A 26286-nucleotide genomic window follows, 5' to 3' on the forward strand; every position below is an offset into this window, starting at 1 on the left:
GGAAACTTCCGGGACTGCGCGCGGCAACGACCGGCCGCGTCCGAAAATGATCGCTGCGGCGGTCGCGGTGGTTGCGATCGGCGTCACTCTCGCCGCCACAATGTTGATCCAACGCGCCTCCGCTCCGGAGACGCGGACGATTGCTGTCCAGCCGTTCGAGACCAAGACGTCCGACCCGGCGGTCGCGGCGATGGCCTCGACTGTCGCCGATCGCCTCACCGACGGCCTGTCGAAGATCGGTAATGTGCGGGTGTTGGCGCCGGAGGCGCAGCCGGTCGTCGCCAACATCGCAGCACCGCCCACCGCGAAGGCTGATCTTGTCGTGCGCGGTGAATTGCAGCGCGAAGACGATCAATGGCAGCTGCAGGCGCGGCTGATCGACTCGCACACCGGTCAGGTGCAGTGGGCCGGCGGCATCCGTGTCTCAGTCAATACGATCAGCGAACGTTTGCAACAGAGCCGATTGACAGCGGGCATCGGCGCCCCGCTGGCGCTGCGTATTAATGCGCTGACTCAGCGTGCGATGCAGCCGGAATCCAAGATCATCGCCGAACAGGCCGCGGCGTTTCTGAATCAGACCAATCGCGAGCGCTTCAAGGTCGCTCAAGAGCTGCTCGAGAAGTCGCACGCTGCCGCACCAAATGACGTCGAAATATCGGCGGCGCTGTCGGCCCATTTGATGCGCGGCGTGGCGATGGTGTGGTATCCGCCGGACCAACTCGAAGGAATCGAAAAGCGCGCCAGGGATCTGCTCCGCGATGCGGTGAAGACCGAGCCGAGTTACATCCCTGTGCTTCAGGCCTATTGCCGGCTGCTGCAGAACACCAACCAGTTTGCTGAAACGCTGGTGGCCTGCGAGAACGCGCTGCGGTTCGATCCGTGGGACGGTCTGGTGATGTTCCAGATCGGCATGGCCCAGCTTCGCCTCGGCCGCTATCAGGATGCGCTGGCGACCTTCGAGCGGGCCGACGCCGCCGATACACCGGAAGTGTCTCGCTGGACCTGGCTGCTCGGCGCCGGCCTGACGCTGACATTGATGGAACGCTACGACGATGCTCTGACGTGGCTGCACCGGTCGCGCGCGATCACGCCGGCAACCGGACGCACCGACTTCATGATCGCGACCTGCTATCAGGCGCTCGGTCGTTACGAAGAGGCGCGCGTTGCCGTCGCCACCGGCCTGCGGCTGCGGCCGGGCACGACAGGCGAAACGGTCGGCCTGCCGCCCAAAAACGAAAGCCCGCGCTTCCTCGCCGATTCGGCGAAGGTTCGGGAGTTACTGGTAGCGGCGGGATTGCCGCCGAAATAACAAGCTCAACCTATCAACTCGTCATTCCAGATTCGCGCCTTCGGCGCGCCGCAAAAATGAGACTGTCCAGGGCTTGTAGTTGACTACGAATGGGGCTAGCGCCGCCCTCCCCTTCCGCTTAGGCCTGTCCGCTTCTGGCCCATAGCGAACATCGTCCCGCGCTCACAAACGCCCGCTTTCCGTGTGAAGCAGACCCGCCGACGTTGACAGGGTTGGTGGGTATGGATGCCAAAACCGACCCGGGTTAATAATTCAACCGCGGCGTTGACCGCACGCCGCTATGATTGGGCAACCCAGCTGTCAAGCCTTCGCTTCAACGATGGCATCGTTCGGAAACAACCTCGACCTCTGCTCCGCCGGGGTCGGGTTCAAGTATCGCATCAGCACCGCGACGGTCTTGTGGCCGCTCTGCCGCATCAGCGTCTTGAGATCGGCGCCGCGCGCCGACATGCGGGACAGGGCTTCGTGCCGCAGATCGTGGATCCGGAGATCCGGACATTGCGCCGTGATACGAATCTCATTTCGCCACGCGTTTTCGGCGACCCAGGACGAAGACCTGAACACTTTGCTGTCCGCCGGCTCCCGGTCGGTGAGGTCCAGCAAGCCGGCGTAGGCACGATCCGAGTTCGCCACGTGGCGCGCGCTGCTGTTCTTCGAGTCCGGAATGACGACGAAGCCGGGCTCCTGCCGAATCCATGCGCACTCGATCGACATCGCCTCACCGAGGCGCATCCCGGTGTCGAGCAGAAGCGGAAACAGAGCCTTCCACTGCCGGCCCGCGGGGCCGCGACTAGACCCGCGATGGCCTCGCTGATGGCCCTCTCCTCGCCTTGGCGCAGCCGTCGTTCCCGATGGCCGGAGGGTTGCGGCACGCCGCGCCGGCACTTCCCACCGCCTGCGCGGTGCCCTCAAGGTTTGCGGATTTCGGGCAGCTCGAAGTCGCAGCTCTTGAGCATTCAGTACGGCTTGAATGCCACCTACGAACTGGCGGCGTTGTCGAGCGCCGCGATCGAACTGACAATTGCGTCCAGCAGCGCAACGCCGCCGCGAAAGCCACCGATGCCGGTGGTCAGGCCAAGCCTGTGGGTCGGCGCGGCGCACTCGATCAGCGGCACGCCGAGCCGCGCGGCCGCCGGACGCTCCAGAGCGCTGCCGAAGACGAACTCGGCGCCGCTACCGGCGATCAAGCGCGCGATTTCGTCGGCGTCTTCGCTGTAGTGCGCCGCCGCCAGATCCTGCTGCATCGCTTCGCGGGCACCGAGTGGCGGATCATCGGTGACAATGATCGTCGCCGGCGACCAGCCCAGCGTTTCGATCAGAAACCGGGCAAGGCCGGCAGCATACAGACTCGGCACCGCCACCGCAAAGCTGCGCGGCCCCCCCTGACTGTACAGCGTTTCAAGCAGATGCTCGAGGCAATAGGCCTCGCGCCGGCGCTCCACCTCGATGAAGGCCCGTGCTGAACTGTCGTCGACTTCGCCGACCGAGGCGGCAACGCGTTCGAGGAGCTCGGTGGTAGTGATCGCCCCGACCGGCAGACTACCGCTGTCGATGAATGGAATGCCGAAGCCTTCATCGAGCGCCCGGGCCGCCGCAGCACCCCAGGGTGAGACCGACAGGCTGAGCTCGGCCTGTGCCACCGCGCGCAGGCCGGCCACGCCGCCAAGCGGGCCGAACAGCGGATTGGGCGTCAACCCTACTCCGGCGATCAGCCGCGACAGCTCCTCGATCTCGGCGAGCCAGAAAGCGTCCTGATGCGGCACCAGACCGAACAGATTGACCACCCCAGCGCGGCGTGTCTCTGTCCCGGTCGCTTTGGCGATTGCGCCTTTTAGAAACGATTCGTAGCCGTGATAGGCGGAGCCGCGAAATCCCGCCGTCGCCAGGTCGAGCACGTCGTCGCCGGCGTCACGGGCTTCCTGCGCCATCGCCTCGACGTCGTCGCCGATCATTTCCGCCGGACAGCCGGTCATCACCACCGTCAGCTCACCGCGCAGAATCCCGCCTGTGTTCTTGATCTGCTCGCGCAGCCGTGACGCTCCGCCGAACACGATGTGCTTCTCAGACAGGTTCGACGTGGCCCAGCCGCCGGATCCGCCGCAGCCGCTGCGGCGCTGCCAAAGCCCGGCCTGCAGACCGCAGCCAGGGGTGGCATGGACCAGCGGCGTCACACCATCGATCGCCGAGGCGGCATACAGCGCACCGTGCAGCGCACAGCCGGCCCGCGGCCGCACCAGGGACGCCGCCATCATCTCACCTCGCGTTTGATGTGCCAGTCGGGACTACGCTTCAACCATCCCGGCAGATAGTTCGCCGTCGGCGAGACAAATCGCCGCTTCAGTGCCTCGCCGTCGAGCAGGCGCTGCAGCCGCGACGCCAGACGCGCTTCACCGGCAGCGCCGAGCAGATCGTCGGCGCCGACCGCGACCGCGGCGATGCCCGCGCGGGTGGCGGTTGCGGCGGTCGCGGGCTTGCCGATCACCACCTCGGGCTTGATCCGGCCGAGCCAGTTCATCAGTTCGAACGGCTGTCCGGCGGCGACATGAAGGGGCAATTCGGGATGTGCCGCGGCGACGGCCCGAAGGCCACCGAGATGCAGACTGTCGATCCAATCGACGCTGAGGCCGGCAAGCTCGCCGCCGAACCGATCGACCAGGTCGACGACGGCCAGGGCTTGCGACGGCGGCAGTGCTACGACGACACGGCGGCCGTTCAAAATCCAAACGTCCTCACCGGTTGCACCCGACGGCGGCGCGGGCCGTTCGGTCGCAGCCGCGATCGCTGCGACAAAGCTTCGGGTCGCCTCCGCACCGACGGGCGGCGGCAGCCGCAGGAACGGCACGCCGTGCAGCCGGTCGAGTTCGCGTCGAAGCGCGTCGGTTTCGTCCTCGAACACCGCAACGCTGAGGGCGGCCTGGGCAGCCTTCGCGAACGCCGTCGGTCCAGCATCGACCGGAAACACGTTGACCTCGAGGCCGAGGCTCTCGATCGCTTGCGCGACGCCGACCAAACCCGGCCCGTGTTCGAACGCCAGCAGATTGATCAAATCGCGGCGGTGCGGCTGTCCCGGCTGCACGAGCGCCGCGATCGCCTGCGCGGCGACGTCGAAGCCGGTCGCCGCCACGCGGGAGCGGAATCCGTCGGTCCGCAGTTCGATCACCGGAATCCCGAGCTCGTCGCTCAGTTCTTCGGCGACTGCCTGGATGTCGTCGTTGTTGATCGCCACCACCGGCGTCGCCACCACCACGATCGCCCACGGCTGGTGCCGACGATGTAGCTGCCGCAATGTCCGTGCCAGAGCGCCATCGGCGCCGAGGATGGTGTCGCGCTGATCGAGATTGGTGACCGCCCAAGGGCGGTCGGCGCGCGCCGCGGCCAGAGCTCCCGCGCATCCACGGGCGCCGTGAACCACGATGCCGAGCCCGTCAATCTCGGTCAAAACCTGCAGCGCGGCCGAAACGTCGTCGACCGCGACTTGCGAGAAGGTGCGGATCCGCGTCACCGGCGGACCGTCCTCGAACTCGGCAATCAAAGACGTGACATCACCAAGATAGGCGCTGAGCGCGTTCAGCCGCCGTTCGCGCGTCGGCAGTTGCAGCGGCTTGGTCACCTCACACCGCCTCGACCAACGGCCGGCCCGCGCGTACACCGAACACTCGGTCGCCCCATTGCTTGGCCCAGTCCTTCAGGGCCGGCCCGTCGAGCGGCTTCGGGATCGAGACCGGATGATCTCCCGCGATGTGGCGGGCGAGTTGGCGATAGACATCTGCCTGCTCGGATTGCGGCGCCGCCTCGATCACGGTCTGGCCGTATAATTCGCTCTGCGCCACGGCGAGCGAGCGCGGCACATAGCCGACAACTTTAGTCCCGGTCCGCGCCGCAAAATCGTCGATCAGCGACGACGCGTAGGACGTCTGGATGCTGTTGGCGATCACACCGCCGAGCCGCGCACCGCCCGACGGCGCGTATTTGCTGATCGCCTTGAACAGATTGTTGGCAGCGAAGATCGCCATGAAATCCGAAGAGGTGACCACGAAGGCGGACTCGGCGATGCCGTTGCGGATCGGCACCGCGAAGCCGCCGCAGACAACGTCGCCGAGCACGTCATACAGCACGTAGTCGGGCTTGAATTCCTCGAACAGCTTCAGTTCGTGCAAGAGGTCGACCGCAGCGTTGATGCCGCGTCCGGCGCAGCCGACACCGGGCACCGGCCCCCCCGCCTCGATGCACAGCACTCCGCCGAAGCCGGTCGCCGACACATCGGCGATGCTCGGCCGCCCGCTGTCGCGCAGGCTGTCGAGCACTGTCGGCAGATCCTCGCCGCCGCGCAGGATGGTGGTCGAATCGCTCTTGGGATCGCAGCCGATCTGAACCACGCGGTAGCCGGCCTCCGCCAGCGCGGCGCTGATGTTCGACGTCGTGGTCGACTTGCCGATGCCGCCCTTGCCGTAGATCGCGATGTGCTTTGGCGCTACGCTGCTCACAAATCCTCCGATCGTTCTCTATCGCGTGGGCTCTACGGTCTATTCGGCCGGCTCGAGGCGCTTGGCGGTCGCGAACACCGGCAGCAATTCGTCCTCGATCCGGTAGATGTCGTGCTGCAAGGTGTCCGACGAAGCGTTACTGTCGAACACATGCTCATAGGTGATGCCGTTCCTCCTCCAGATCGTCACCAGCTTGTGCGCGAGATCGAGATACCAAGCCGGTACCGGCGGGCGATGGCCTTCGAGCTCGGAGCCCGGATTGGGGCACCAGACTGCGAAGGTGCCGACCACACCCTTGGATGCGAGATATTCCAGTCCCGCCAGCGTCGAGCGTTTTGGCTCGATGCCGGCGACGATGTTGGAGCGCACTCGACCGTGACCGAACACCTTGACGGCATATTCCAGGGCTTTGACCCAGTGCTCCCAGCCGCCACCTCCGCGCGCCTTGCCGGGGCAGATCGCATCGTAGATGCCCTTGTCCCAGATCTCGATGTTCATCGCCGTGGTGCGATAGCCGGCTTCCTTGAACCGATCGAGATTCCGAAGGTCCAGCGGCGCCGCGATGGTCGCGGTGCCGTTGAAGTCCTGACGGCCAGTGTGCTGCTGGATGGCTTCGGCGACGTCGAGATAGTATTCGAGTTCGCGCCGTTCGGGGATGACGCCGCCGCTGACAGTGAGATGGTCGATGGCGCCGTCATTGTACGCCCGCGCCGCGGTCTCACCGATCTGGCGGGCGTTCTTCCAGAACGCCCCACCCTTCTCGCCGTAGACGTCTTTGGTGTAGTTGATATTGCAGAACAGGCAGTCTTCGCCTTTCTCCTTGTAGGAGCACTCGTTGCTGTAGACGACGAAGAGATGCCGGTCGGCGTAGTGGGCGCCGATCTGCGACATGTCGATCCCGTCGGACGTCTTGGCGCCATAGAATGACGGCCGCTCGCGGAATTTGACCTCGGCGACGACCTCACTGCGGTCGATGATGACCGTGCGATCGTCGATCAATTCGATCCGGTAACTCGATCTCGGATTCCAGCGGAACGGCACGCAGAGGCCGCGAGGCAGATAGAAGTGCGACGGCAGCTCGACGTCGTGGGTCTCGAAATCCATCTCAAACAGGCAATGCACCTGTTCCTGAGCCTTGACACCCGGCTGAACGAAGTCGAGCGCGTCGCTGCTGATAGCGATGCCATTGATACCAAGCTCCGCCTTCAGAGCCAGCTCCCGCCAAAGCCCGTCCTTCAGTTCACTCACCGTCGGCATCTGTCATCGTCCGTCGCTGCTCAGCGCGCGACCACCGCGCGTCTGAGGATCATCGGCGAACGGGCTCCCATCGACAATTCTGAAGATCGCCGATGTTGGAGAGGATTTCGGGCGGCGACAGCGGCATCGGAAGCATGGCGCCATCGTCGTGGTAATTGATTGCAGCGTCGCCCGCTTTCGACTTCGGCGCGTGACGCCGCCCCTTGCTAATCGCCCGCGAAATCCAACATATCCGGACGCTGACCTCGGTCACGGACGCGTGACTTCATCCATCGCGACGGAGTTCCGCAGCGTTCGGGGAGAACAGCAACTCCACTCCATCGTTCATCGGAGTAATTTATCACTCTGCATTTCGGCGGACACAGGACTGACATTGCTATTTTTCCCGGTGTCTCGACAGCCCCCGCCGCACTGCCCATCATCCCGGTGCGATTGGATTGCATCGGGATCAACAGCGGGGCGTCATGAAGCGTCGGGATTTTCTCACTCTGTCGGCCGGCGCGGCACTGCTGCCCGGCTTCGCCAGGCGCGCATGCGCCCAGCCCGCGACGACCGAGATCCGGATCGGCTATCAGAAGAATGGCGTGCTGGTGATCGCGCGCCAGCGCCGCACGCTCGAGGATCACTTCGGGCCGCAAAACATCGGCGTAAAGTGGGTCGAATTCTCATCGGGCCCGCCGATGCTGGAAGCGATGAATGTCGGCAGTATCCATTACGGCGCGGTCGGCGACTCTCCGCCGATCTTCGCTCAGGCAGCCGGCGCCGCGATTGTGTACGCAGCAGGCCAGCCGATCACCAACGGCCAGGGCATCCTGGTCCCTCAGAGTTCACCAATTCGAACGCTAACTGACCTCAAGGGCAAGCGCGTTGGCTTCACCAAGGGATCGAGCGCGCACAACGTCGTATTGTTGGCGCTGGCGAAGGCAGGCCTGAGCTACGCCGACATCACGCCGGTGTATCTCACTCCGCCCGATGCAGGTCCCGCCTTCGCGCAGGGCAGCATTGACGCCTGGTCGATCTGGGATCCGTATTTCGCTATCGGCGAGCTGAAGCAGAACGGCCGGATCCTGCTCAATGCTTCCGACGTCGGCCGGACTCATTCGTTCTACATCGCCAATCGCGAATTCGCCCAGCGGAACCGGCAGATTCTCAAGCAGATCATCGACGTCACCAGCGCCACCGCGCAGTGGGCGGAGCAGCACCGTGACGAGGTCGCGCAGTCGCTCGCCGCGGTCACCGGCATCGCACTCGACATCCAGACCATCGCCGCGAACCGTTCGTCGTTCGCGGTCGGGCTGATCACCGACGACATCATCGCGACACAGCAAGGCGTCGCCGACCGCTTTCATCAGCTCGGCCTGATTCCGCGGCCGATCGTAGTGCGCGACGCGGTCTGGACTCCGACCCAGGCTTGATCGCGGCGGACCGGCTGGAAGCGGCACAACGACCAAAACAAGGGAGAACGCGGATGAGTTCGATCCACACACCGGGCGCCAATTTCCTCTGGTTCCTGCCGACCCATGGCGACGGGCACTATCTCGGCACGAGCGCCGGCGGCCGCGAGGTCGATTTCGGCTATCTGCGCCAGATCGCACAGGCGGCCGACCAACTCGGCTATTTCGGCGTACTGTTGCCGACCGGGCGGAGCTGCGAAGATTCCTGGGTGGTCGCCTCCGCGGTGGCGCCGTGGACCGAGCGGCTCCGTTACCTGGTCGCCGTCCGACCCGGCCTGCAATCGCCCAGCGTCGCGGCCCGAATGACGGCGACGCTGGATCGCCTGATCGGCGGCCGGCTGCTGATTAACGTCGTCACCGGCGGCGATCCGGTCGAGAATAAAGGCGACGGCGTGTTCCTGTCCCACGACGAGCGCTACGAGGTGACGCGCGAATTTCTCAACGTCTATTCGGATCTGCTATCCGGCAAGACCGTCAACGTCGCCGGCAAGCACATCACCATCGAGGACGGCCGATTGCTGTTTCCGCCGGCGCAGAGCCCTCGGCCGCCGCTGTATTTCGGCGGATCGTCGGACGCCGGCATCGACGTCGCCGCCGACACCGTCGACAAATATCTGACCTGGGGCGAGCCGCCGGCGCAGGTTGCCGACAAGGTTGCCCGCGTTCGCGCTGTCGCGGAGCCGCGCGGCCGCAAGCTGTCGTTCGGCATCCGGCTGCATGTGATTGTGCGCGAGACCAACGAGGCCGCCTGGGCCGCCGCCGACGACCTGATCCGCTACGTCACCGACGACACCATCGCGGCGGCGCAGAAGGTGTTCGCGCGGATGGATTCGGTCGGGCAGCAGCGGATGTCGGAACTGCACGGCGGGCGACGCGACAAGCTGGAAATCAGCCCCAATCTGTGGGCCGGCGTCGGCCTCGTCCGCGGCGGCGCGGGCACCGCGCTCGTCGGCGATCCGCAGACCGTGGCGGCACGGATCAAGGAATATCAGGAGGTCGGCATCGATACCTTCATCCTGTCCGGCTACCCGCACCTGGAGGAGGCGTATCGCTTCGCCGAGCTGGTGTTCCCGCTGGTGAAGCCGCAGCACGAAGGCAACGTCACCAGGCTGCGCGCCAACACCGGCCCGTTCGGCGAGACCATCGCCAACGAACACGTCCCCCAAGCCAAACAGGCAGCCAAACCATGAGCCTTGTCGAAACGCTCGCCCGCCCGCGCGCCTGGCGCCTGCCGCGCCCCGACGGCCTGATCCAGTGGATCGTGCCGCTGCTGATCATCCTTGTCTGGCAGGCCGCCTGCATGTTCGGGCTGGTCTCGGCGCGGGTGCTGCCCGCGCCGACCGACGTGGTCGTCGCCGGGTGGAAGCTGCTGCAGTCCGGCGATCTGGCAAAGAACATCTGGGTCAGCTTCTGGCGCGCCTCGGTCGGCTTCGCTATCGGCGGCGCGATCGGCTTCGCCTTCGGCCTTGCCAACGGCCTGTCCAGCCTCAGCTCGAAGCTGTCGGACACGACGCTGCAGATGGTCCGCAACGTGCCGCATCTGGCGCTGATTCCGCTGGTGATCCTCTGGTTCGGCATCGACGAGCAGGCCAAGCTGTTCCTGGTCGCGCTCGGCGTGTTCTTCCCGATCTACCTGAACACGCTGCACGGCATCCGCACCGTCGATCCGCAACTGATCGAGATGGGCCGGATCTACGGCATGAGCAATCTCGAGCTGTTCCGCCGGGTGATCTTCCCAGGCGCCCTGCCCTCGGTCTTCGTCGGCGTCCGCTTCGCGCTCGGCATCATGTGGCTCACGCTGATCGTCGCCGAGACCATCGCGGCCTCGTCCGGCCTCGGCTACATGGCAATGCAGGCACGCGAATTCATGCTGATCGACGTCGTGGTGCTCAGCATCTTGATCTACGCCCTGCTGGGCAAGGCCGCCGACAGCGCCTCGCGCCTGCTCGAACGCCTGACCCTGTCCTGGCATCCGGCGTTCCAGAAGAGCTGAGGCGGGCGATGTTGGAAGCGCTTCACTACATCCTCGCCGACAGTCGGGCCACCGAGGACGACCGGGTGGACACCGTGTCCGCCCCGACTGCGGCGCGCCGGACCGGCGATGCCGCGACCCGCGGCCTGTCGCTGACTATCCGCGGGTTGCGCAAATCGTTCGGCGACAACGACGTACTTCGCGGCATCGACCTGCACATTCCTGCCGGACAATTCGTCACCATTGTCGGCAAGAGCGGTTGCGGCAAGAGCACACTGCTGCGGCTGATCGCGGGACTCGACGCCCCCACCGGCGGCAGCATCGCATTCGGCGAGCAGCGTCAGCAGGGCGATGTCCGCGTCATGTTCCAGGAGCCGCGGCTGCTACCGTGGGCGCGGGTGCTGTCCAATGTCGAGGTCGGACTCGGCGCCACCCGCAACTCGCCCGACGCGCGCAACCGCGCCGACGCCGCACTGATCGAGGTCGGTCTGGACGACAAGCGCAGCCAGTGGCCGGCGGTATTGTCCGGCGGCCAGAAACAGCGCGTGGCGCTGGCCCGCGCGCTGGTCAGCCAGCCGCGCGTGCTGGCGTTCGACGAGCCGCTCGGCGCGCTCGATGCGCTGACCCGCATAGCGATGCAGCGGCTGCTCGAACAGGTCTGGACGGATCAGGGCTTCACCGCGATCCTGGTGACGCACGACGTCGCGGAAGCGGTCGCGCTCGCCGACCGTGTGCTGGTGATCGAGGACGGCCGGATCTCCAATGACATTCTGGTCGACCTTCCACGTCCGCGCCAGCGCGGCTCGGCGCAACTCGCGGCGCTCGAAGGCGAGATCCTCCGCGATCTATTGAAGGGCTCCGAGGGAGCCTTCGAACTGTGAGGCCGCGATGACTCTCCTATGCCGCGGCGACAGCTTCAAATCAGCTGCGCCGGCCGATTTCGCCCAAGCGATGCGCCAGCTCGCCAGCGGCGTCAGCGTGGTCACTGCCGGCGCGGGCAGCGAACGCATCGGCATGACCGCGACCGCTGTCACCTCGCTATCGGCAACGCCGCCGTCCGTCATCGTCTGCCTGAATCAGCGCTCGTCAGCGGGCCCGCTGCTGGCACGGAGCCGTACCTTCGCGGTCAATATTCTCGCGGCCGATCAGATCGAGATCGGCGAACGCTTCGCCGGCAAAGGCGGACTGAAGGGCGCGGCGCGGTTCGCCGCCGGCGTATGGAGCACGGGCGTCTCCGGCGCGCCAGTGCTGAGCGGATCGCTGGCGACGATCGAGTGCGAACTCGAGGAACTCCTCGAGCGCCACACCCACGCGATCCTCATCGGACGCGTCATCCACACCGCGACGCTGCCGCGAAAATCCTCGCTGACCTACTGGCAGGGCGGCTACGTGGCGATAGACCGCGACGAAGACTTGCTGCGGCTCGCCGAAGTGAGCGTACCGAGCCACAAATACGACTGACGGCTCGCGACACGAAACTACGCCCGCATCGGCTTCGCGTTTCGCACGGCACGACGCTGACCTCACCCGGCTCAATTCAGACACGAAATACCCGAGAACGATTCAACTGATCGCGGAAGGCGTAAAGAATAGTTTGTACTTGGTCAGGCGATCTTTGGAATTCACGCGGCCGATGTTCCCGCCTCTAATAATTGCCCATCAACGGATCGTCGGAGCCATCACATGATCACATCGCGCAGATCGCTGTTCGCCCTCGCCTTCGCCGCCTTCACCGCATCCGCTGTCGCGCCGGTAGTCGCGGCCGAGCTGAGGGAGGTTCGGATCGGCTTTCAGAAGGCGGGCATTCAACCCGCGGTCAAGGAACGCGGGATTCTCGAAGCGGCGCTGAAGGAGAAAGGTCTCACGGTGAAGTGGGTCGAGTTCGCATTCGGCCCGCCTTTGCTCGAGGCCCTCAACACCGGCAATATCGATTTCGGCTACACCGGCGACACTCCGCCGATCTTCGCGCAGGCAGCCACCGCCAACCTGCTCTACGTCGCGGCGTTGCCGGGCTCCGGCAAGAACGAAGGCATCGTCGTGCCGGCAAATTCGCCGATCAAGACCGCCGTCGACCTGAAGGGTAAGCGGCTCGCGATTCCGAAGGGCTCGAGCGCGCACAACACCGCCGTAGCGATCCTCGAGAAGGCAGGGTTGCAGTTCTCCGACGTGACCCCGGTCTACCTCGCACCGGCCGACGGCACAGCGGCTTTCGCGGGCGGCACCGTCGATGCCTGGTCGATCTGGGATCCATATCTGGCGCTGGCGGAAAAGAGCGGCGCGCGGGTCGTCAATTTCGCCGGCGACGCACATGAGTCGATCGGCTTCTTCCTTGCCAATCGTGAATTTACCAACGCGCATGGCGACGTCGTCGCGCTGCTGAATCAGTCCTTCGCCAAGGAATCCGAATGGGCCAACGGTCACCGCGACGAGATCACCAAATCGCTCGCCGCCTCGACCGGCGTCGATCCGGCCGTGGTGAAGATCCTGGTCGATCGCTCGAACTTCGAGGTCACTCCGGTGTCCGAAAAATACATCGAGGAGCAGCAGAAGACCGCCGACCGGTTTCACAAGCTCGGCCTGATCCCGAAGCAGATCAACGTCCGCGACATCGTCTGGAAGTGGTCGCCGGCGTCCTGACCGCCGCGGCAAGCGCACCCACACCGCTCAGGCAACAAATACAAACGGCCGGACCGATTGAGGTCCGGCCGGTTGCTTGTGCCGATGGGCCGCCGCCGCAGAGGGCAAGGCGCCGTCAAACGCAATCGGCGGCGCTGTAGCGCCGCCGATCCCCCTTCCGCCCGATCCGGCCCGACGTCACGCGCTGTGGCTGACGACCGTGCTGTAGATCCTCTCGAGCAGCGACAGCGCGCCGCGATAGCCGACATAGCTGCGCGACAGAACGACCTCGTAGGACGCCGGAAACCCGACCTCGATCAGCGAGCCCTTCATCTCCTTGACCAGATCGCGCTCCCAGGTGGTCCCGAAGATGATCGGCGGCTTGTGGCCGAAATCCGCCTTCCGGATCGCATCGTGGATCAGATAGCTGTCCTCGATGAAGTCGATCTCGACCGAGACGTCGTGATCGATCGCACGGAACTGCTCGCGGATCGAGTCGCGGTGTTCGACCGGCGGATCCTCGGTGACGATCTGCTTGGCCGGGATCAGGCCGAGCTGGGTGACCAGAAACTTCGTCAGCGCCAGATTGTAGGCGCTGTCGCCGATCACCGCGAACCGCGCCGGCAGGCCCCACCAATACTCCGAATAGAAATCGGTGAAGCCATCGATGTAATTGTAGTACCGCGTCTCTTCACGCACGATCACCTGTTCGACCGGCTCGGCCGGCAGCCCTGCGAACGCGGCGACCTGACGCAGGAATTCGCCGCTCTGGCGCGCACCGATCGGCAGCACCGGAAGATGCAGGAACGGCTGGTCGTAGCGTTCTTCCAGCAGTTTCGCGGTCGCGAGCCCGAGCCACGGCGAAAGCACCAGATTGAACTGCGCCCGCGGAATGTCACGCCATTCGCTCAACCCGGCAGAGTCCGGGCCGAACAGCACGTTGACCTTGAGCCCGATGCTCTCGAGCAGTCGCTTGATCTCCTCCAGGTCGCCGCGCCAGAACGTGTTCTGGTACGGCAGCAGTGACCACAGATTGACCAGTCCCTGCTCGCGCACGCCGTCCCACGGCCCGAGATACTGCTCGATGATTGCCCGCGTCACCGCCTCGTGGCCGGTGAAATTGTTGCCACGAAAGCCACCCGTCTCGGCATAGACGATCGGCACGCCCTTCTTCTGGAAATCGCGCACCACAGAGCCGACGTCGTCGCCGACGAGATCCGGGATGCAGCCGGTCAGCACCACGAACAGGTCGGCGTCGAGCACGGTCTGCGAGGACTCGATCAGCTCGCGCAGCCGGTCGGCACCGCCGAAGATCACCTCACGCTGCGACGCGTTGGTGCTGGGCACCACAGGGCCGCCACCGTAGCCGCTGCCCTGGAAGCCGTTGTAGAAGGCGAGGTTCATGTACTGCTTGTCGGCGCAGCCGGGACCGCAATGGGTGATCGGCACGACCCGCGGGATGGCCGCGGCACTCTGCATCGCGCCGATCGCACAGACGTAGCGCACCAGTTCAATCGGGCCAGATTTGTCGGCGTCCGGCGTGATCTCGGTCGGGCGCGACTTGAGAGCGAGTATGGCCATTAGGTGTCCTCTAGGCGACGGCTGCGCGAGACAGCGCGAACGGGTCCGTCTGCGCCAGCCAGGATTGCTTGTAGGGAAGGCTCACACGCCGCGCGATGTCCTGATGGAACTTGCGATGCTGCAGCGCCGCCAGGATCGACTCGCCGAGATTGACCATGCCCTGATAGCCGAGCGCATGATGCTCGTCGCCGAGCGGAATCGCCGGAATGCCGAGACGGGCAGCCAGCGGCGCAAGGCCGTTGTGGCGAATGATGATGAAGTCCGGCTTGACCCGCTGCAGCAGATTGTAGAACTGGTACTGCTGCCGATTGCCGACGGTGAAGTGTCTGACGTCGCCATAGTTCTCGACCAGATGGCCGAGCGAGTCCTGGCGCGGATCCTCGCTGTCGTAGACCGGGTCGTGGTGGAACACGAGCGAGCCGTCGACCTCGACGCCGATCTCGCGCAGCACGCCGATCAGCCCGTGCGAATAGGCCGAGCCGGTGGCGACGTAGCCCTTGAGGCCTTTCAGCTTCGGCCGCAATTCGTCGAGCAGCGGCTTCACCCGCGCGTGCTCACGCGCGATGTAGTTCTCGGCCTGTGCCTCCCGGCCCGTGACGCGGGCGAGTTCGCGCAGCCAAGCGTCGGTTCCGGGAAAGCCGTAGGGCTGCGGCGCCTTGATCTGCTCGACTCCGAAGTCCTGCTCCAGCGCGGTCGCCAAATATGTCCCGAGCGTGTAGCAGAAGCTCACGGTCGCCCGCGCCTCCGACATCTGCGCCAGTTGCTCCACGGTCGACATATCGACGACGTAGTTCACCCGCAGCCCGAGCTCAGCCAGCATCGGGGTGAACACGTCGGTACCCCACAGATTGATGACGTTGATCAAATCGTCCTGACGCTTCTCCGGATTCTTGCGCACGATCTGCCGCAGGATGCCGTGCTGCGTGGCGTCGAATCCGGTCGACCAGTGCTTCGACTTGAAGCCCTCGCAATGCAGTGGGATCACCGGCACGCCGAACTCGGCTTCCAGCGCGCGGGCGACGCTCTCGACGTCATCGCCGATGATGCCGCTGGCGCAGGAGGTGGCGATGAACACCGCGTTCGGCTGGTGCCGTTCGAACGCGGCGCGGATCGCGACGGCCAGCTTGTCCACGCCGCCATAGACCATGTCGCGCTCGCGCAGATTGGTCGAGATGAAGCGGATGTTCTGCACCGGCAGGCCACGCATCGCCAGACCGTTGCGGTAGATCGAATTGTAGATCACCTGCCCGGCTCCGCAGCCGATCGGCGAATGCTGGATCAGCACGGCGTCGCGGATGTTGCCGGCCTGGCATTCGACCATCTGCTCGCTGCACACCGATCCCTGGGTGAAGGGACCTTCCAGCTCGCAGATCCGCCGCGCCTTGGAGCCGCACCCACCGCAGTCGCCACGCGAAAATGCCGATTCATCGGCGAGCTTCGATGCCGTGCCGTCCCAGCCGATGATGGTGCCGAGCCGCTGCTCGCGGGTCTCGACGGTCGAGGTCTTGAGATTGAGCGTCATCCCGGATGCTCCGCAGGTGATGGGAAAAGGCTGATGGTTTGTGCCCGATCGCGGACTAGGCGATCTCGCGGCTGCGCTCCGCTTCCGCCCGCTCGGCCGCGACCAGATGATCGGCCCAGCGCGCCGACCACTCCCGCAGCTGCTGTGGATTGAGCGGCGTCGGCACCTTGGACTCGGTATGGTCTGCTATGCGCTTGGCGAGCTGCCGATAGACGTCGGCCTGTGCCGACTGCGGCGCCGCCTCGATCGTCGTGCGCCCGCTCAGCTCGGCCTGCGTGACCGTCAGCGAGCGCGGCACATACTGCACGATCGGCGTATCGGTGCGGGCGGCGAAATCGTCGATGATCTCGCGCTGGAACTCGGTGTTGATCGAATTGGCGATGATGCCGCCGAGCAGCGCGCCACCCGAGTTCGAAAATCGCTCGATGCCGCGGAATAGGTTGTTGGCGGCGTAGATCGCCATGAAATCCGACGACGACACCGTGAAGACGTGCTCGGCGATGCCCTCGCGCACCGGCACGGCGAAGCCGCCGCACACCACGTCGCCGAGCACGTCGTAGATCACGATGTCGATGTTCAATTCCTCGAACACGCGCTGCTGTTTCAGCAGTTCCACCGCCGTGATGATGCCGCGGCCGGCGCAGCCGACGCCGGGCTGCGGACCACCGGCCTCGACACAATAAATGCCTCCGAAGCCTTCGAAGATCGCCTCATAGGCATCGACGCGCCGCCGCTCCGCCAGGAGATCGAGCACCGAGGGAATGTATTCGCCGCCGCGCAAGGTGTTGGTGGAGTCGGCCTTCGGATCGGCGCCGAATTGCATCACCTTGTAGCCGGCCTCGGCCAGCGCGGCGCTGATGTTGGAGGTGGTGGTCGACTTGCCGATGCCGCCTTTGCCGTAGATCGCGATCTGTTTCAGCTTCCTGGCCATGTGGCTTCTCCAGTTGGATGTCGGACGAACGGCTTCAGCCGTGTGAGAAAGTCGGCTCGGCGCTGATGCCGTCGCCGTAAAGCTGGGCGGCGTAGTCGCTGACACCGGGAATGCCGCAGGCGTCCGCGCGGCAGCGCTGGCAATGCGTGAACACCCGCAGATGCCGTTCGGCCGCGCGGCGTGCGGCGTGACGCATCAGCATTCCGGGTGCCGGCAGACCTGCGAAGCCGTGTTGCGGGATCAACGGGATGATGTTGATCAGATGCGCACCCGCGGCGGCGACCCGTTCGGCGACCGCCCCGATGTGGTCGTCGTTGAGGGTTGGGATCAGCACGGTGTTGACCTTGATGGTCAGACCGAGCGCCGCAGCGCGGGCGATGCCGTCGAGCTGATTGGCGATCAGCCTTTCGGCGGCGGCGACGTCGTCCAGGCGCTTACGCTGCCAAGCGATCTTCGGTGTGATCCGCGCCTGGATCAGCGGATCGACCGAGTTGACGGTGACCGTCAGCGTCCGAACGCCGACCGCGGCGATGTCGTCGATCCGCTCCGGCAGCATCAGGCCATTGGTCGACAGGCACAGCACCAGATCCGGCCAGCGCGCGTGCACACCCGCGAAGGTGCGCAGCGCATGCGGCGTCGCCAGCGGATCGCCCGGCCCGGCGATGCCGACGACGTTGATGGTCGGACACAGCGCGAGCGCACGGTCGACGATGTCGACCGCCTGCTCCGGCGTCAACAGGCGCGTCGCCACGCCCGGACGCTGGTCGCGACGATTAAAATCGCGAATGCAGAACGCGCAGTCGATGTTGCAGCCGGGGCTGACCGGAAGGTGCAGCCGCGCGCTGCGTGAATGACCCTCAGCCGTGGTACTGAAGCACGGATGGCGGCCCTCCAGTGCGGGAAACGCCGGCGTCGACGCCACCATGCGCATCGTCTGCGCCGGACAGGCACTTGCGCCCCCGACCGCATCTGGGACGATGTTCGATGTACTATCCATCTGTTACTGCGCCAATTCCCGTTTCTCGTCCGCACAACAATAGAGCGATCGCTGCACGACGCCACGACATGACACCTGACTCGTAGCTCAAACTTCCGAGGATTGGCTTTCATAGTTGGAGCGGATGCGTGCGGGGTTTTCTGCTTCAGTGGAGTACGCGACGCATCGATGCTATCACCGTAGCTACACGGTATGTACTTGCCGCTGATCCCGGCAGCGGCGTCCGACGACGATCACGAGCCGCGCTTCGCCGCGATCACTGCCAAGCTCATCGACGTGAGCCCCAACCTGATCCAGAACGCGCCCCACCAATCGGCGGCAAGCTGGACCGGATGCGGGCCCCGGCAAAGCACGCTGGCGATTTCGCAGATAGTGGAGCGCGCGACCAGACAGGCGGCGACTCCGGCGGGCTGAGATGGGCGTATCGCAATACGTCGTCCCTCCTACATGCCGACCGGGGCATCGGCGCAACGAATCTACCGCGCCACGAAGCCTCGACGACACCCGAGGTCGGCCAAAATGCGTGTCGACACGAAGCCGCAACAGCAATGATTGCAACGAGCCCGCCGGACGCATCGACGATGCCGTGGATCGCCGTCCCACTGCGAAAATAGATTGTCGCCGACGACGACCTCGATGCAATTTCGTACTGGCCGGCCGGGGTGCAAAAGTGGTTGCTACTTATTTTTCCAAACCTCTTGCCGAGTCCGCTTCATCCAGGCGACTCTGCAATTCATCAGGCACACTAATTTGCAACGTCAGTTTTCCCGTGACTCGACTTGGTGATGTCATCACGTTCCAACGTTCACCGGCTGGCTGTCGCGCTGGCGCGGACGGTCGCGCTCTATGGCGCAGCAGCCCGCGCATCAAGATCCCGTCCTCGGCGGCACGCGGATTCGCCTTCGTCTGGACTCACGAGGATGGCCGGACCGCGAGCACGGCGGCGCACGTCGCCGTGACATAGGCGGATCCGCATGGTGTACGCGCCCGTTCCCGACGATCCGAGCCTGCCGCCGATCCGGATCAACCTGTTCTCGGATACGCAAACCCGGCCGTGTCGCGCGATGCGGCAGGCGATGGCAGATGCCGAGGTCGGCGACGAGCAGCTCGGCGCCGATCCAACGGTGAACAGCCTGTGCGATCGCGTCGCCGCGCTGCTCGGCAAGGAAGCCGCATTGTTCATGCCGTCGGGCACGATCTGCAACATCGCAGCCACGCTGGCGCACTGCCGGGCCGGCGACGAGATCCTGGCGCACGAAACATCGCACATCGTGTCGCTCGAAGGCTGCACCCATGCGGCACTCGGCGGGGTGCAAATCAGGCCGTTGCCCGGATCGAACGGGCAATTCACGCCCGACGATCTGAGCAAGGTTCTTCGTCCTCCCGATCGACATCTGGCTCGACAGACGATGGTGAGCGTCGAGCACACTACCAATCTCGGCGGCGGCACGATCTGGCGGCAATCGACGCTCGATCGGATTGCAGCGCTGGCGAAGGCCAACGGTCTCGCCACCCACATGGACGGCGCGCGGCTGCTGAATGCGAGCGTCGCCAGCGGTCTCAGCCCACGGGAGATGGTCGCGGGCTGGGACTCGGTCTGGATCGATTTCAGCAAAGGCCTCGGCGCCCCGCTCGGCGCCGTGATGGCGGGATCGCGCGGCTTCATCGACGAGGTCTGGCGCTGGAAACAGAGGCTCGGCGGCTCGTTGCGGCAGGCCGGCATCTGTGCGGCCGCCTGCCACTACGCACTGGATCACAACATCGATCGCCTCGTCGACGATCACATCCAAGCCCAGCAGCTCGCCGCAGGACTGTCGCGATTGGAAGGCATCCACGTTCAACCGCCCGAGACCAACCTCGTGTTCTTCGATGTCGCCGGCACCGGCATCTCCAACGAGGAATTCGCGGCCGGGTTGCGCCGGCGCGGCGTGCTGATGTCGATCATGGGAGGCCGGATGCGGGCCTGCACCCATCTCGACGTCGACGCCGCGATGATCGAGGAGACGCTCGACATCGTGCGCGACCTGCTTCAGCAGCACGCCGCCGGCGTCGATGACGAGAGGCCCGTCTACTCGGTCGCCGGTTAGCCTGCGCGGCGCCCTACCCCATCGTGCTGGCCCGAACCACCGTCGTATATGTGCGCTCGATCAGCGCCAGAGCGCCGCGATAACCGACATAGGCCCGTGACAACACAACCTCGTCGGTGCACGGATAGCCGATCTCGACCAGCGGCGCCCCGATCGCGTCCGCCAGCGCCGCCTCCCAGGTCGAGCCGAAAACAATCGGCAGCTCTCCGGTCAGATCGGCTTGCCGGATCAGGTCGTGAATGCGGTGGCCGTCCTGTTCGAAGACCGCCTCGTTACCCGCGCCGTCGGCGAGTGATCGATATTGTTTCTGGATCGTCTCGCGAAAATCCACCGGCGGGTTCTCGCTGATCACCATCGGACCGGGATTGAGACCGAGCTGCTCGACCAGGAAACTCGCCACCGCGAGATTGTAGGCGCTTTCGCTGACCACGATCGCCGTCGACGGCAGCCGATACTGGCTGGTGCAACCGGCGTAGAACGAGGCGAAGTCGCGAAGATAGACGTAGTACTCCCTCTCCTCCTGCGTGATGAACGCCTCCGCGCGCTCGCGATCGAGGCCGGCGAAATCGACGACTTGGCGCAGGAATGCGCTGGTCGCTTTGGCGCCGATCGGAATCGTGGGTACGTGCAGGAACGGCTGACCGTAGAGGTCTTCGAGATGCGCGGCCGTGGCGAGGCCGAGCCAGGGCGACAGCACCAGATTGAACTGCGCCCGCTGAATGGCGCGCCACTCCTCGACGCCCGCCGACGCCGGGCCGAACAGGATATTGACCTCGAGCCCGATGCCTTCGAGGATCCGCTTGATCTCGGTGAGATCGCCGCGCCAGAACGGATTCTGATACGGCAGCAGCGACCAGACATTGACCAGGCCATGCTGCAGCGGCGCATCGTTGGCATCGACGAACTGATCGATGATGGCGCGGATGATGGTTTCGTGGCCGGTGAAATTGTTGCCGCGATAACCGCTGGTCTCGGCGAACACGATTGGAACGCCCTGCCTCTGATAGCTCCGCACGACGCTACCGACGTCGTCGCCGACCAGCCCGGGAACGCAGCCGGACTGCACCACGAACAGATCGGCTTGCATCACCTTCAGCGTCGACCGGATCAGTTCGTCGAGGCGATCAGCACCGCCGAAGATCACTTCCTGATTGCCGATATTGCTGCTCGGCACATGAAATTCGCCGCCCTGATAGGCGTTGATGCCGGACAGCGCATGGAACTGCTTGGTGGCGCAGCCGGGTCCGCAATGCGTGATCGGCACGGCGCCGGGGATGGCAATCACGCTCGCCAGCGCGCCGAGACTGCAGCCGTAGCGGACTTGCTCGATCGCGCCCGGCGAACTGCAGAATGTGCCGGAGGCGTCGAGATTGTCGGTGACAGGAGACAGCATGGGTCGATCTCAGGCGGGTTCGGCGATGGGGGCATAGGGATCGGTCTGTGCCAGCCACCACGATTGATACGGGAAGGAGCTGTTCGCGGCGACGTCGTCATAGAACCGCTTGCGCGGCAACACGCGCAGGATGGCGCGGCCGATCGTGAGCAGGCCTTCGTAGCCGAGACCGTCGTTGGAATAGAAGATCGGCAGTACCGGAATTCCCATTCGCCCGGCGAGCACCGCCATGGTGCCGGAATGGCGGCAGATGACGAAATCCGGCCGCGCACGCTGCAGCGCGGCGTGGGCCTGGAAATGCTGGTCGGGACTCACCGTGTAGTTCGGCACGTCGCCCCAGACGTCGACGAGGTGACCGAGCGAATCCTGCTTTGGGTCGCCGCTGTCCGTGGTCGGATCGTGGTGGAACGAGAACGCGCTGTCGACTTCGACGCCGAGTTCGCGCAGATCCGCCAGAAGGCCGTGCGCGAAGGCCGCGCCGGCAGCGACGAAGCCGCGCTTGCCTGTCAGCGCCTTGCGCAGCCGAGCCAGCTCCGGGGCGATCCGCGCCCGTTCGCCGGCGATCACCGCCTCGACCTTGTCGTCGTTGCCGGTCAGTCGCGCGATGTCGCGCAGCCAGTTGTCGGTGGCGTCGAGCCCGTAGGGCAACGGCGCCTTGACCTCGGGCACGCCGAACTCCTGCTCGAGGCCGGTGGCGAGATAGGACAGCACGAAGCACATCGTCACGGTCGCGGCCGCCTCCGACATCTGCGCCAGCCGCTCCAGCGTGTTGCCACCCATCACCAGATTGACGCGCAGCCCGAGCGGACCCAGCAACGGCGAGAACACATCCGGTCCGCCGAGATGGATGACGTTGATGAGATCCGGCTGGCGCTGCGGCGCGTGCGGCACCAGCCGCCGCAGGATCCCGTGCTCGATCACGTCCCAGCCGCTCGACCAGTGCTTCGACTTGAAGCCTTCGCAATGCAGCGTCACCACCGGAATGCCGATCTCGTCCTCGACCCGCTTCGCCGCGCCGTCGACATCGTCGCCGATGATGCCGGTGGCGCAGGAGGTGGCCACGAAGATCACGCGTGGCTGATGCCGCTCGAACGCGTCGCGGATGGTCTGTTCGAGGCGCTCGACCCCGCCGAACACCATGTCCTGCTCGCCGAGATTGGTGCAGATCGATTTCGGATCTTCCAGCGTCCAGCCGCGCCGCGCGGCAAGATCACGATAGTAGCGCGCGGTGAACGACTGGCTGGCGGCGCAGCCGATCGGCGCGTGCTGCACCACCACCGATTCCTGAATGATCGTGGCGTTGGTCACGGCGATGTGCTCGGCGCACATCGAGGCCTGCTGGAACGGGCTCGACTGCTCACACAGCCTCCGCCCGCCATTGTCGCAACCTTTGGAACAGCCATAGGTGAAGGCGGAGTCGCGAACCAGCTGGTCGGCGCGACCATCCCACTGGGTGATGGTGCCGAGCCGTTGGTCGCGGGTTTCCACCTGCGGATTTTTCAGATTGAGCGCCATGGCGCGCCTCGCTCGCTGCGGTGTCGGATCAGGCTTGGTCGAGCGCCTGCGCGATATCGGCGATGATGTCGTCGACGCTCTCGATGCCGACCGACAGCCGGACGTAGCCCGGCGTGACGCCGGCCGCGAGCTGCTTCTCCGGCGCGAGCTGCGCGTGCGTGGTCGACGACGGATGGATCGCCAGACTGTGCGCGTCGCCGATATTGGCGACGTGAAACAGCAGCTTCAGCGCATTGATGAAGCGACGGCCGGCGGCAAAACCGCCCGGCAGTTCGAAGCCGACCAGCGCACCGTAGCCGCCCTTCAGATAGGTGTCGGCGCGCTTTCGCGCCTCGCCGCTCTGCAGGCCGGGATAGATCACGGTTTCGACCTTGGGGTGGCTCGACAGATACTCAGCGACACGCGCGGCGTTCGCGGTCTGCTGACGGATGCGCAGCGGCAGCGTCTCCAGCCCCTGAATCAGTTGGAACGCGTTCTGCGGCGACAGAGCCGGGCCGAGATCGCGCAGCAGACCGGCGCGTGCCGCGAAGGCGTAGGCCACCGGGCCGAAAGGCCGCGCAATGTCCGGCCAGTTGCGGCCGTTGTAGGACGGATCTGGGCCGGTGATGAGCCGGTGCCGCTCGCCGAACTCCTCCCACGGAAACTGCCCGCTATCGATGATGACGCCGCCGATCGTGGTACCGTGACCGCCGATGTACTTCGTCGCCGAATGCACCACGATCGACGCCCCATGGTCGATCGGCCGCGCCAGCAGAGGCGCCGCTGTGTTGTCGACGATCAGCGGGATACCGAAGCTGCGGCCGATCTCCGCGACTTCGCGGATCGGAAACACATTCAGCTTCGGGTTCGGCAGCGTCTCGCCGAAATACAGCCGAGTGCGGTCGTCGGTCGCCGCCCGGAACGCTTCAGGATCGGCCGGGTCGACGAAGCGGGCCTCGATGCCGAATTGCTTCAGGCGATTGGCGAAGAAATTCCAAGTGCCGCCATAGAGGTCAGTGCCTGTGACGATGTTGTCCCCGGCCTGCACCAGTGTCAGCACCGACAGCGCTACCGCCGCCTGCCCCGACGCCAGCGCCAGCGCCGCAGCGCCGCCCTCGATCGCCGCCAGCCGTTCCTCCAGCACATGAGCGGTGGGATTGCCGATCCGCGAATAGACGAAGCCGAACTCCTCGAAATTTACCAGGCGGTCGGCCCGCTCCGTGCTCTGCAGATCGAACGAGGTGCTCTGATAGATCGGCACCTGCGTCGCGCCGGTGGCCGGGTCGGCGCGAAACGAACCGCCGTGCAGCGCGAGCGTATCGATGTTGCCGGGATGAAGCGGTTGGACAGTTTGCAGCGACATGGTCGATGTCCTTCAGGTGGGCGGCGATGCGTGGCGGTCAGGAGGTCGATCGCTTGCCGCGGGCGATCCGATGATTGACGGCGCGTGCCGCTGCATCGCCGAGCAGTTGGACGCTCTGGACGATGGTGACGAGAACGATCACCACGGCGATCATCACTTCCGGCATGAAGCGCTGATAACCGAAGCGCACCCCGAGGTCGCCGAGCCCGCCGCCGCCGACGGTGCCGGCCATCGCCGAATAGCCGATCAGGCTCACCAGCGCGACAGTCTGTCCCGCCACAATGCTCGGCAGCGCCTCGGGAACGATGACGCGGAGGATGATCTGCAACGGAGAGGCGCCGATCGCTTCGGCCGCCTCGATCAGGCCGCGATCGACTTCCCGCATTGCCGTCTCCGCAAGGCGCGCGAACAGCGGCGTGATCGCGACCGTCAGCGGCACAACCGCCGCGCTGGTCCCCACCGAGCTGCCGGCAATCACCCGTGTGAACGGAATGATCGCCACCATCAGGATGATGAAGGGCGTCGAGCGAACCAGATTGACGGCCGTGCCAAGGATCCGATTGAAAACCGGCAGCGGAAGGATATGGCCGGGCAACGTGACCACCAGCAGCACGCCGAGCGGCAGGCCGAGCGCGGTGGACACCACCGCCGCGATCGACACCATGTAGGCGGTCTGCTTCAGCGACTCAAACAGCAACGCCGTGACGGCAGGTGACAGCAGATCGAACGGCATGACCAATGACTTCCACGAATAATCCAAGAGAAGCGAGGCGTGACAGCACGGCCGGAAGCCGCGGACCGGCGCCGCCGGCGACCAGCGTCAGCACGCCGAGCGGCCTGTCGCCGACATAATCGATCCGGCCGTGCAGGATGTTGGGGACGATCTGGAACTGCGACACCAGATCGGCGACGATCGGGTCGTGCGCCGCCTCGCCGGTGAAGACGATGCGCAGCACCGGATCGCTGCCGGGGACGGCTTCGGGCAACAGCCGCGCGGCGACCAGTGGCGGCAGCTCGTGCGCCACCAGGCCGGACAGGAACGAGCGCGCCACCGCGGACTTCGGAAACGCCAATACGTTGAAGGTCGCCCCCTCCTCCACCAGCCGGCCGTGATCGAGCACGGCGACGCGCGTGGCGATGTCGCGCAGAACCTGCATTTCGTGCGTGATCAGCACGATGGTGAGGCCGAGCTTGCGATTGATGTCGCGCAGCAAAGCGAGAGTCTGTTCGGTCGTCTCCGGATCGAGCGCCGACGTCGCCTCGTCGCACAGCAGCACCGACGGATCGAGCGCGAGCGCCCGCGCGATACCGACCCGCTGTTTCTGGCCGCCGGACAGCTCCGACGGATAGGCGTCCGCCTTGTCGGACAGCCCGACCAACTCCAGCAGCGGCGGAATCCGTCGCGCGATCTCCGCGCGCGACAGCCCGGCCACCTTGAACGGCAGCGCCACGTTGCCCGCGACCGTGCGCGACGACAGCACATTGAAGTGTTGGAAGATCATGCCGATGTCGCGCCGCGCAGTTCTCAGCGCACGGCCGCGCAGGCTGGTGATCTCGCGGCCGGACACGAACACCCGTCCCGCGCTCGGCCGCTCAAGCAAGTTAATGCAGCGGACCAGCGTGCTCTTGCCCGCGCCGGAGCGGCCGATGATGCCATGGACCTCGCCACGCTGGATCGTCAAGGAGACGTCATCGAGCACCGGCCCCGATGCCTTTGAAAAGGTCTTCGACAGCCCTTCAATGCGCACGGCGGGCACGCCGGCCGGACCGTCGTCTCCGGCCGGTCTGGCGCTGAACTCCGAGATGGCCAAAACCGCGTTCATCCG

The 26286-nt window shown here is 65.4% G+C and carries 23 protein-coding genes; 9 read left to right on the plus strand and 14 right to left on the minus strand.

The genetic code is table 11. From position 1 onward, the window contains the following. A partial coding sequence (locus tag DY468_RS17790) for a tetratricopeptide repeat protein (RefSeq protein ID WP_205512481.1) occupies positions 1 to 1309 on the plus strand: 1309 nt, incomplete at its 5' end. A gap of 300 nt (positions 1310 to 1609) precedes the next feature. Here the strand turns inward: DY468_RS17790 and DY468_RS17795 are convergent. From DY468_RS17795 to DY468_RS17815, 5 genes are all read right to left on the minus strand, one after another. After that, positions 1610 to 2041 carry a site-specific integrase gene (locus DY468_RS17795; RefSeq protein ID WP_164606126.1) on the minus strand — a complete coding sequence of 144 codons (432 nt, stop codon included), beginning with the start codon at positions 2039 to 2041 and terminating at the stop codon, positions 1610 to 1612. 245 nt (positions 2042 to 2286) lie between these two features. Continuing rightward, entirely contained in the window at positions 2287 to 3558 is a 1272-nt protein-coding gene (locus tag DY468_RS17800) for a nitrogenase component 1 (RefSeq protein ID WP_164606127.1), read from the minus strand. Continuing rightward, positions 3558 to 4919: a nitrogenase component 1 gene (locus tag DY468_RS17805; RefSeq protein ID WP_164606128.1), complete on the minus strand. Its 1362-nt coding sequence runs from the start codon at positions 4917 to 4919 to the stop codon at positions 3558 to 3560. The genes DY468_RS17800 and DY468_RS17805 overlap by 1 nt, the downstream gene beginning before the upstream one ends. A 1-nt stretch (position 4920) precedes the next feature. Further along, a complete protein-coding gene (locus tag DY468_RS17810; protein WP_164606129.1) occupies positions 4921 to 5793 on the minus strand; it encodes a nucleotide-binding protein in 873 nt (290 codons plus the stop codon). A 39-nt stretch (positions 5794 to 5832) separates the two neighbouring features. Further along, positions 5833 to 7050 carry a radical SAM protein gene (locus DY468_RS17815; protein ID WP_164606130.1) on the minus strand — a complete coding sequence of 406 codons (1218 nt, stop codon included), beginning with the start codon at positions 7048 to 7050 and terminating at the stop codon, positions 5833 to 5835. A 464-nt stretch (positions 7051 to 7514) separates the two neighbouring features. On the opposite strand from DY468_RS17815, the gene DY468_RS17820 reads away from it, so the two are divergent. The 6 genes from DY468_RS17820 to DY468_RS17845 all read left to right on the plus strand — a co-directional run bounded on the left by DY468_RS17820 (position 7515) and on the right by DY468_RS17845 (position 13113). Beyond that, entirely contained in the window at positions 7515 to 8465 is a 951-nt protein-coding gene (locus DY468_RS17820; protein ID WP_164606131.1) for a sulfonate ABC transporter substrate-binding protein, read from the plus strand. Between the two features lie 53 nt (positions 8466 to 8518). Continuing rightward, a complete protein-coding gene (gene ssuD, locus DY468_RS17825) occupies positions 8519 to 9694 on the plus strand; it encodes an FMNH2-dependent alkanesulfonate monooxygenase (protein WP_164606132.1) in 1176 nt (391 codons plus the stop codon). After that, positions 9691 to 10497, plus strand: a complete 807-nt coding sequence (locus DY468_RS17830; protein WP_164606133.1) for an ABC transporter permease subunit — start codon at positions 9691 to 9693, stop codon at positions 10495 to 10497. Before ssuD ends, DY468_RS17830 begins: the two co-directional genes overlap by 4 nt. Before the next feature lie 8 nt (positions 10498 to 10505). Further along, positions 10506 to 11357, plus strand: coding sequence for an ATP-binding cassette domain-containing protein (locus DY468_RS17835; RefSeq protein WP_164606134.1), 852 nt, complete (start codon positions 10506 to 10508; stop codon positions 11355 to 11357). Positions 11358 to 11364: 7 nt separating this feature from the next. Next, positions 11365 to 11937 carry a flavin reductase family protein gene (locus DY468_RS17840; RefSeq protein ID WP_164606135.1) on the plus strand — a complete coding sequence of 191 codons (573 nt, stop codon included), beginning with the start codon at positions 11365 to 11367 and terminating at the stop codon, positions 11935 to 11937. A 222-nt stretch (positions 11938 to 12159) separates the two neighbouring features. Continuing rightward, on the plus strand, positions 12160 to 13113 hold the full coding sequence (locus DY468_RS17845) for an aliphatic sulfonate ABC transporter substrate-binding protein (protein WP_164606136.1): 954 nt from the start codon (positions 12160 to 12162) through the stop codon (positions 13111 to 13113). 177 nt (positions 13114 to 13290) lie between these two features. Here DY468_RS17845 and DY468_RS17850 read toward each other — a convergent pair whose 3' ends face one another. From DY468_RS17850 to DY468_RS17865, 4 genes are read right to left on the minus strand one after another with little or no spacing between them, the layout of a single operon-like run. Continuing rightward, positions 13291 to 14673, minus strand: coding sequence for a nitrogenase component 1 (locus DY468_RS17850; RefSeq protein WP_164606137.1), 1383 nt, complete (start codon positions 14671 to 14673; stop codon positions 13291 to 13293). 10 nt (positions 14674 to 14683) lie between these two features. Beyond that, complete coding sequence (locus tag DY468_RS17855) at positions 14684 to 16195, minus strand: nitrogenase component 1 (protein WP_164606138.1); 1512 nt, start codon at positions 16193 to 16195, stop codon at positions 14684 to 14686. A gap of 55 nt (positions 16196 to 16250) precedes the next feature. Continuing rightward, positions 16251 to 17126: a nitrogenase iron protein gene (gene nifH / locus DY468_RS17860; protein WP_164606139.1), complete on the minus strand. Its 876-nt coding sequence runs from the start codon at positions 17124 to 17126 to the stop codon at positions 16251 to 16253. Between the two features lie 34 nt (positions 17127 to 17160). After that, a complete protein-coding gene (locus DY468_RS17865) occupies positions 17161 to 18123 on the minus strand; it encodes a radical SAM protein (RefSeq protein ID WP_246701022.1) in 963 nt (320 codons plus the stop codon). A 192-nt stretch (positions 18124 to 18315) separates the two neighbouring features. On the opposite strand from DY468_RS17865, the gene DY468_RS17870 reads away from it, so the two are divergent. Then, positions 18316 to 18537 carry a hypothetical protein gene (locus DY468_RS17870; RefSeq protein WP_205512483.1) on the plus strand — a complete coding sequence of 74 codons (222 nt, stop codon included), beginning with the start codon at positions 18316 to 18318 and terminating at the stop codon, positions 18535 to 18537. Positions 18538 to 19097: 560 nt separating this feature from the next. Continuing rightward, positions 19098 to 20210, plus strand: a complete 1113-nt coding sequence (locus tag DY468_RS17875) for a threonine aldolase family protein (RefSeq protein WP_164606141.1) — start codon at positions 19098 to 19100, stop codon at positions 20208 to 20210. Positions 20211 to 20223: 13 nt separating this feature from the next. Here the strand turns inward: DY468_RS17875 and DY468_RS17880 are convergent, their stop codons facing one another. The 5 genes from DY468_RS17880 to DY468_RS17900 are packed head-to-tail and all read right to left on the minus strand — an operon-like array spanning position 20224 to position 26283. After that, entirely contained in the window at positions 20224 to 21603 is a 1380-nt protein-coding gene (locus DY468_RS17880; protein ID WP_164606142.1) for a nitrogenase component 1, read from the minus strand. Positions 21604 to 21612: 9 nt separating this feature from the next. After that, positions 21613 to 23118, minus strand: a complete 1506-nt coding sequence (locus tag DY468_RS17885) for a nitrogenase component 1 (RefSeq protein WP_164606143.1) — start codon at positions 23116 to 23118, stop codon at positions 21613 to 21615. Between the two features lie 28 nt (positions 23119 to 23146). Continuing rightward, on the minus strand, positions 23147 to 24460 hold the full coding sequence (locus DY468_RS17890; protein WP_164606144.1) for an O-acetylhomoserine aminocarboxypropyltransferase/cysteine synthase family protein: 1314 nt from the start codon (positions 24458 to 24460) through the stop codon (positions 23147 to 23149). 37 nt (positions 24461 to 24497) lie between these two features. Next, positions 24498 to 25193 (minus strand): methionine ABC transporter permease, encoded by a 696-nt coding sequence (locus DY468_RS17895; protein ID WP_164606145.1) that lies wholly within the window; start codon positions 25191 to 25193, stop codon positions 24498 to 24500. After that, on the minus strand, positions 25147 to 26283 hold the full coding sequence (locus DY468_RS17900) for a methionine ABC transporter ATP-binding protein (RefSeq protein WP_205512485.1): 1137 nt from the start codon (positions 26281 to 26283) through the stop codon (positions 25147 to 25149). The genes DY468_RS17895 and DY468_RS17900 overlap by 47 nt, the downstream gene beginning before the upstream one ends. Positions 26284 to 26286 lie beyond the last annotated feature (3 nt).

It is taken from the genome of Rhodopseudomonas sp. BR0M22 (assembly GCF_010907035.1).
In the GTDB taxonomy this organism is placed as follows: domain Bacteria; phylum Pseudomonadota; class Alphaproteobacteria; order Rhizobiales; family Xanthobacteraceae; genus Rhodopseudomonas.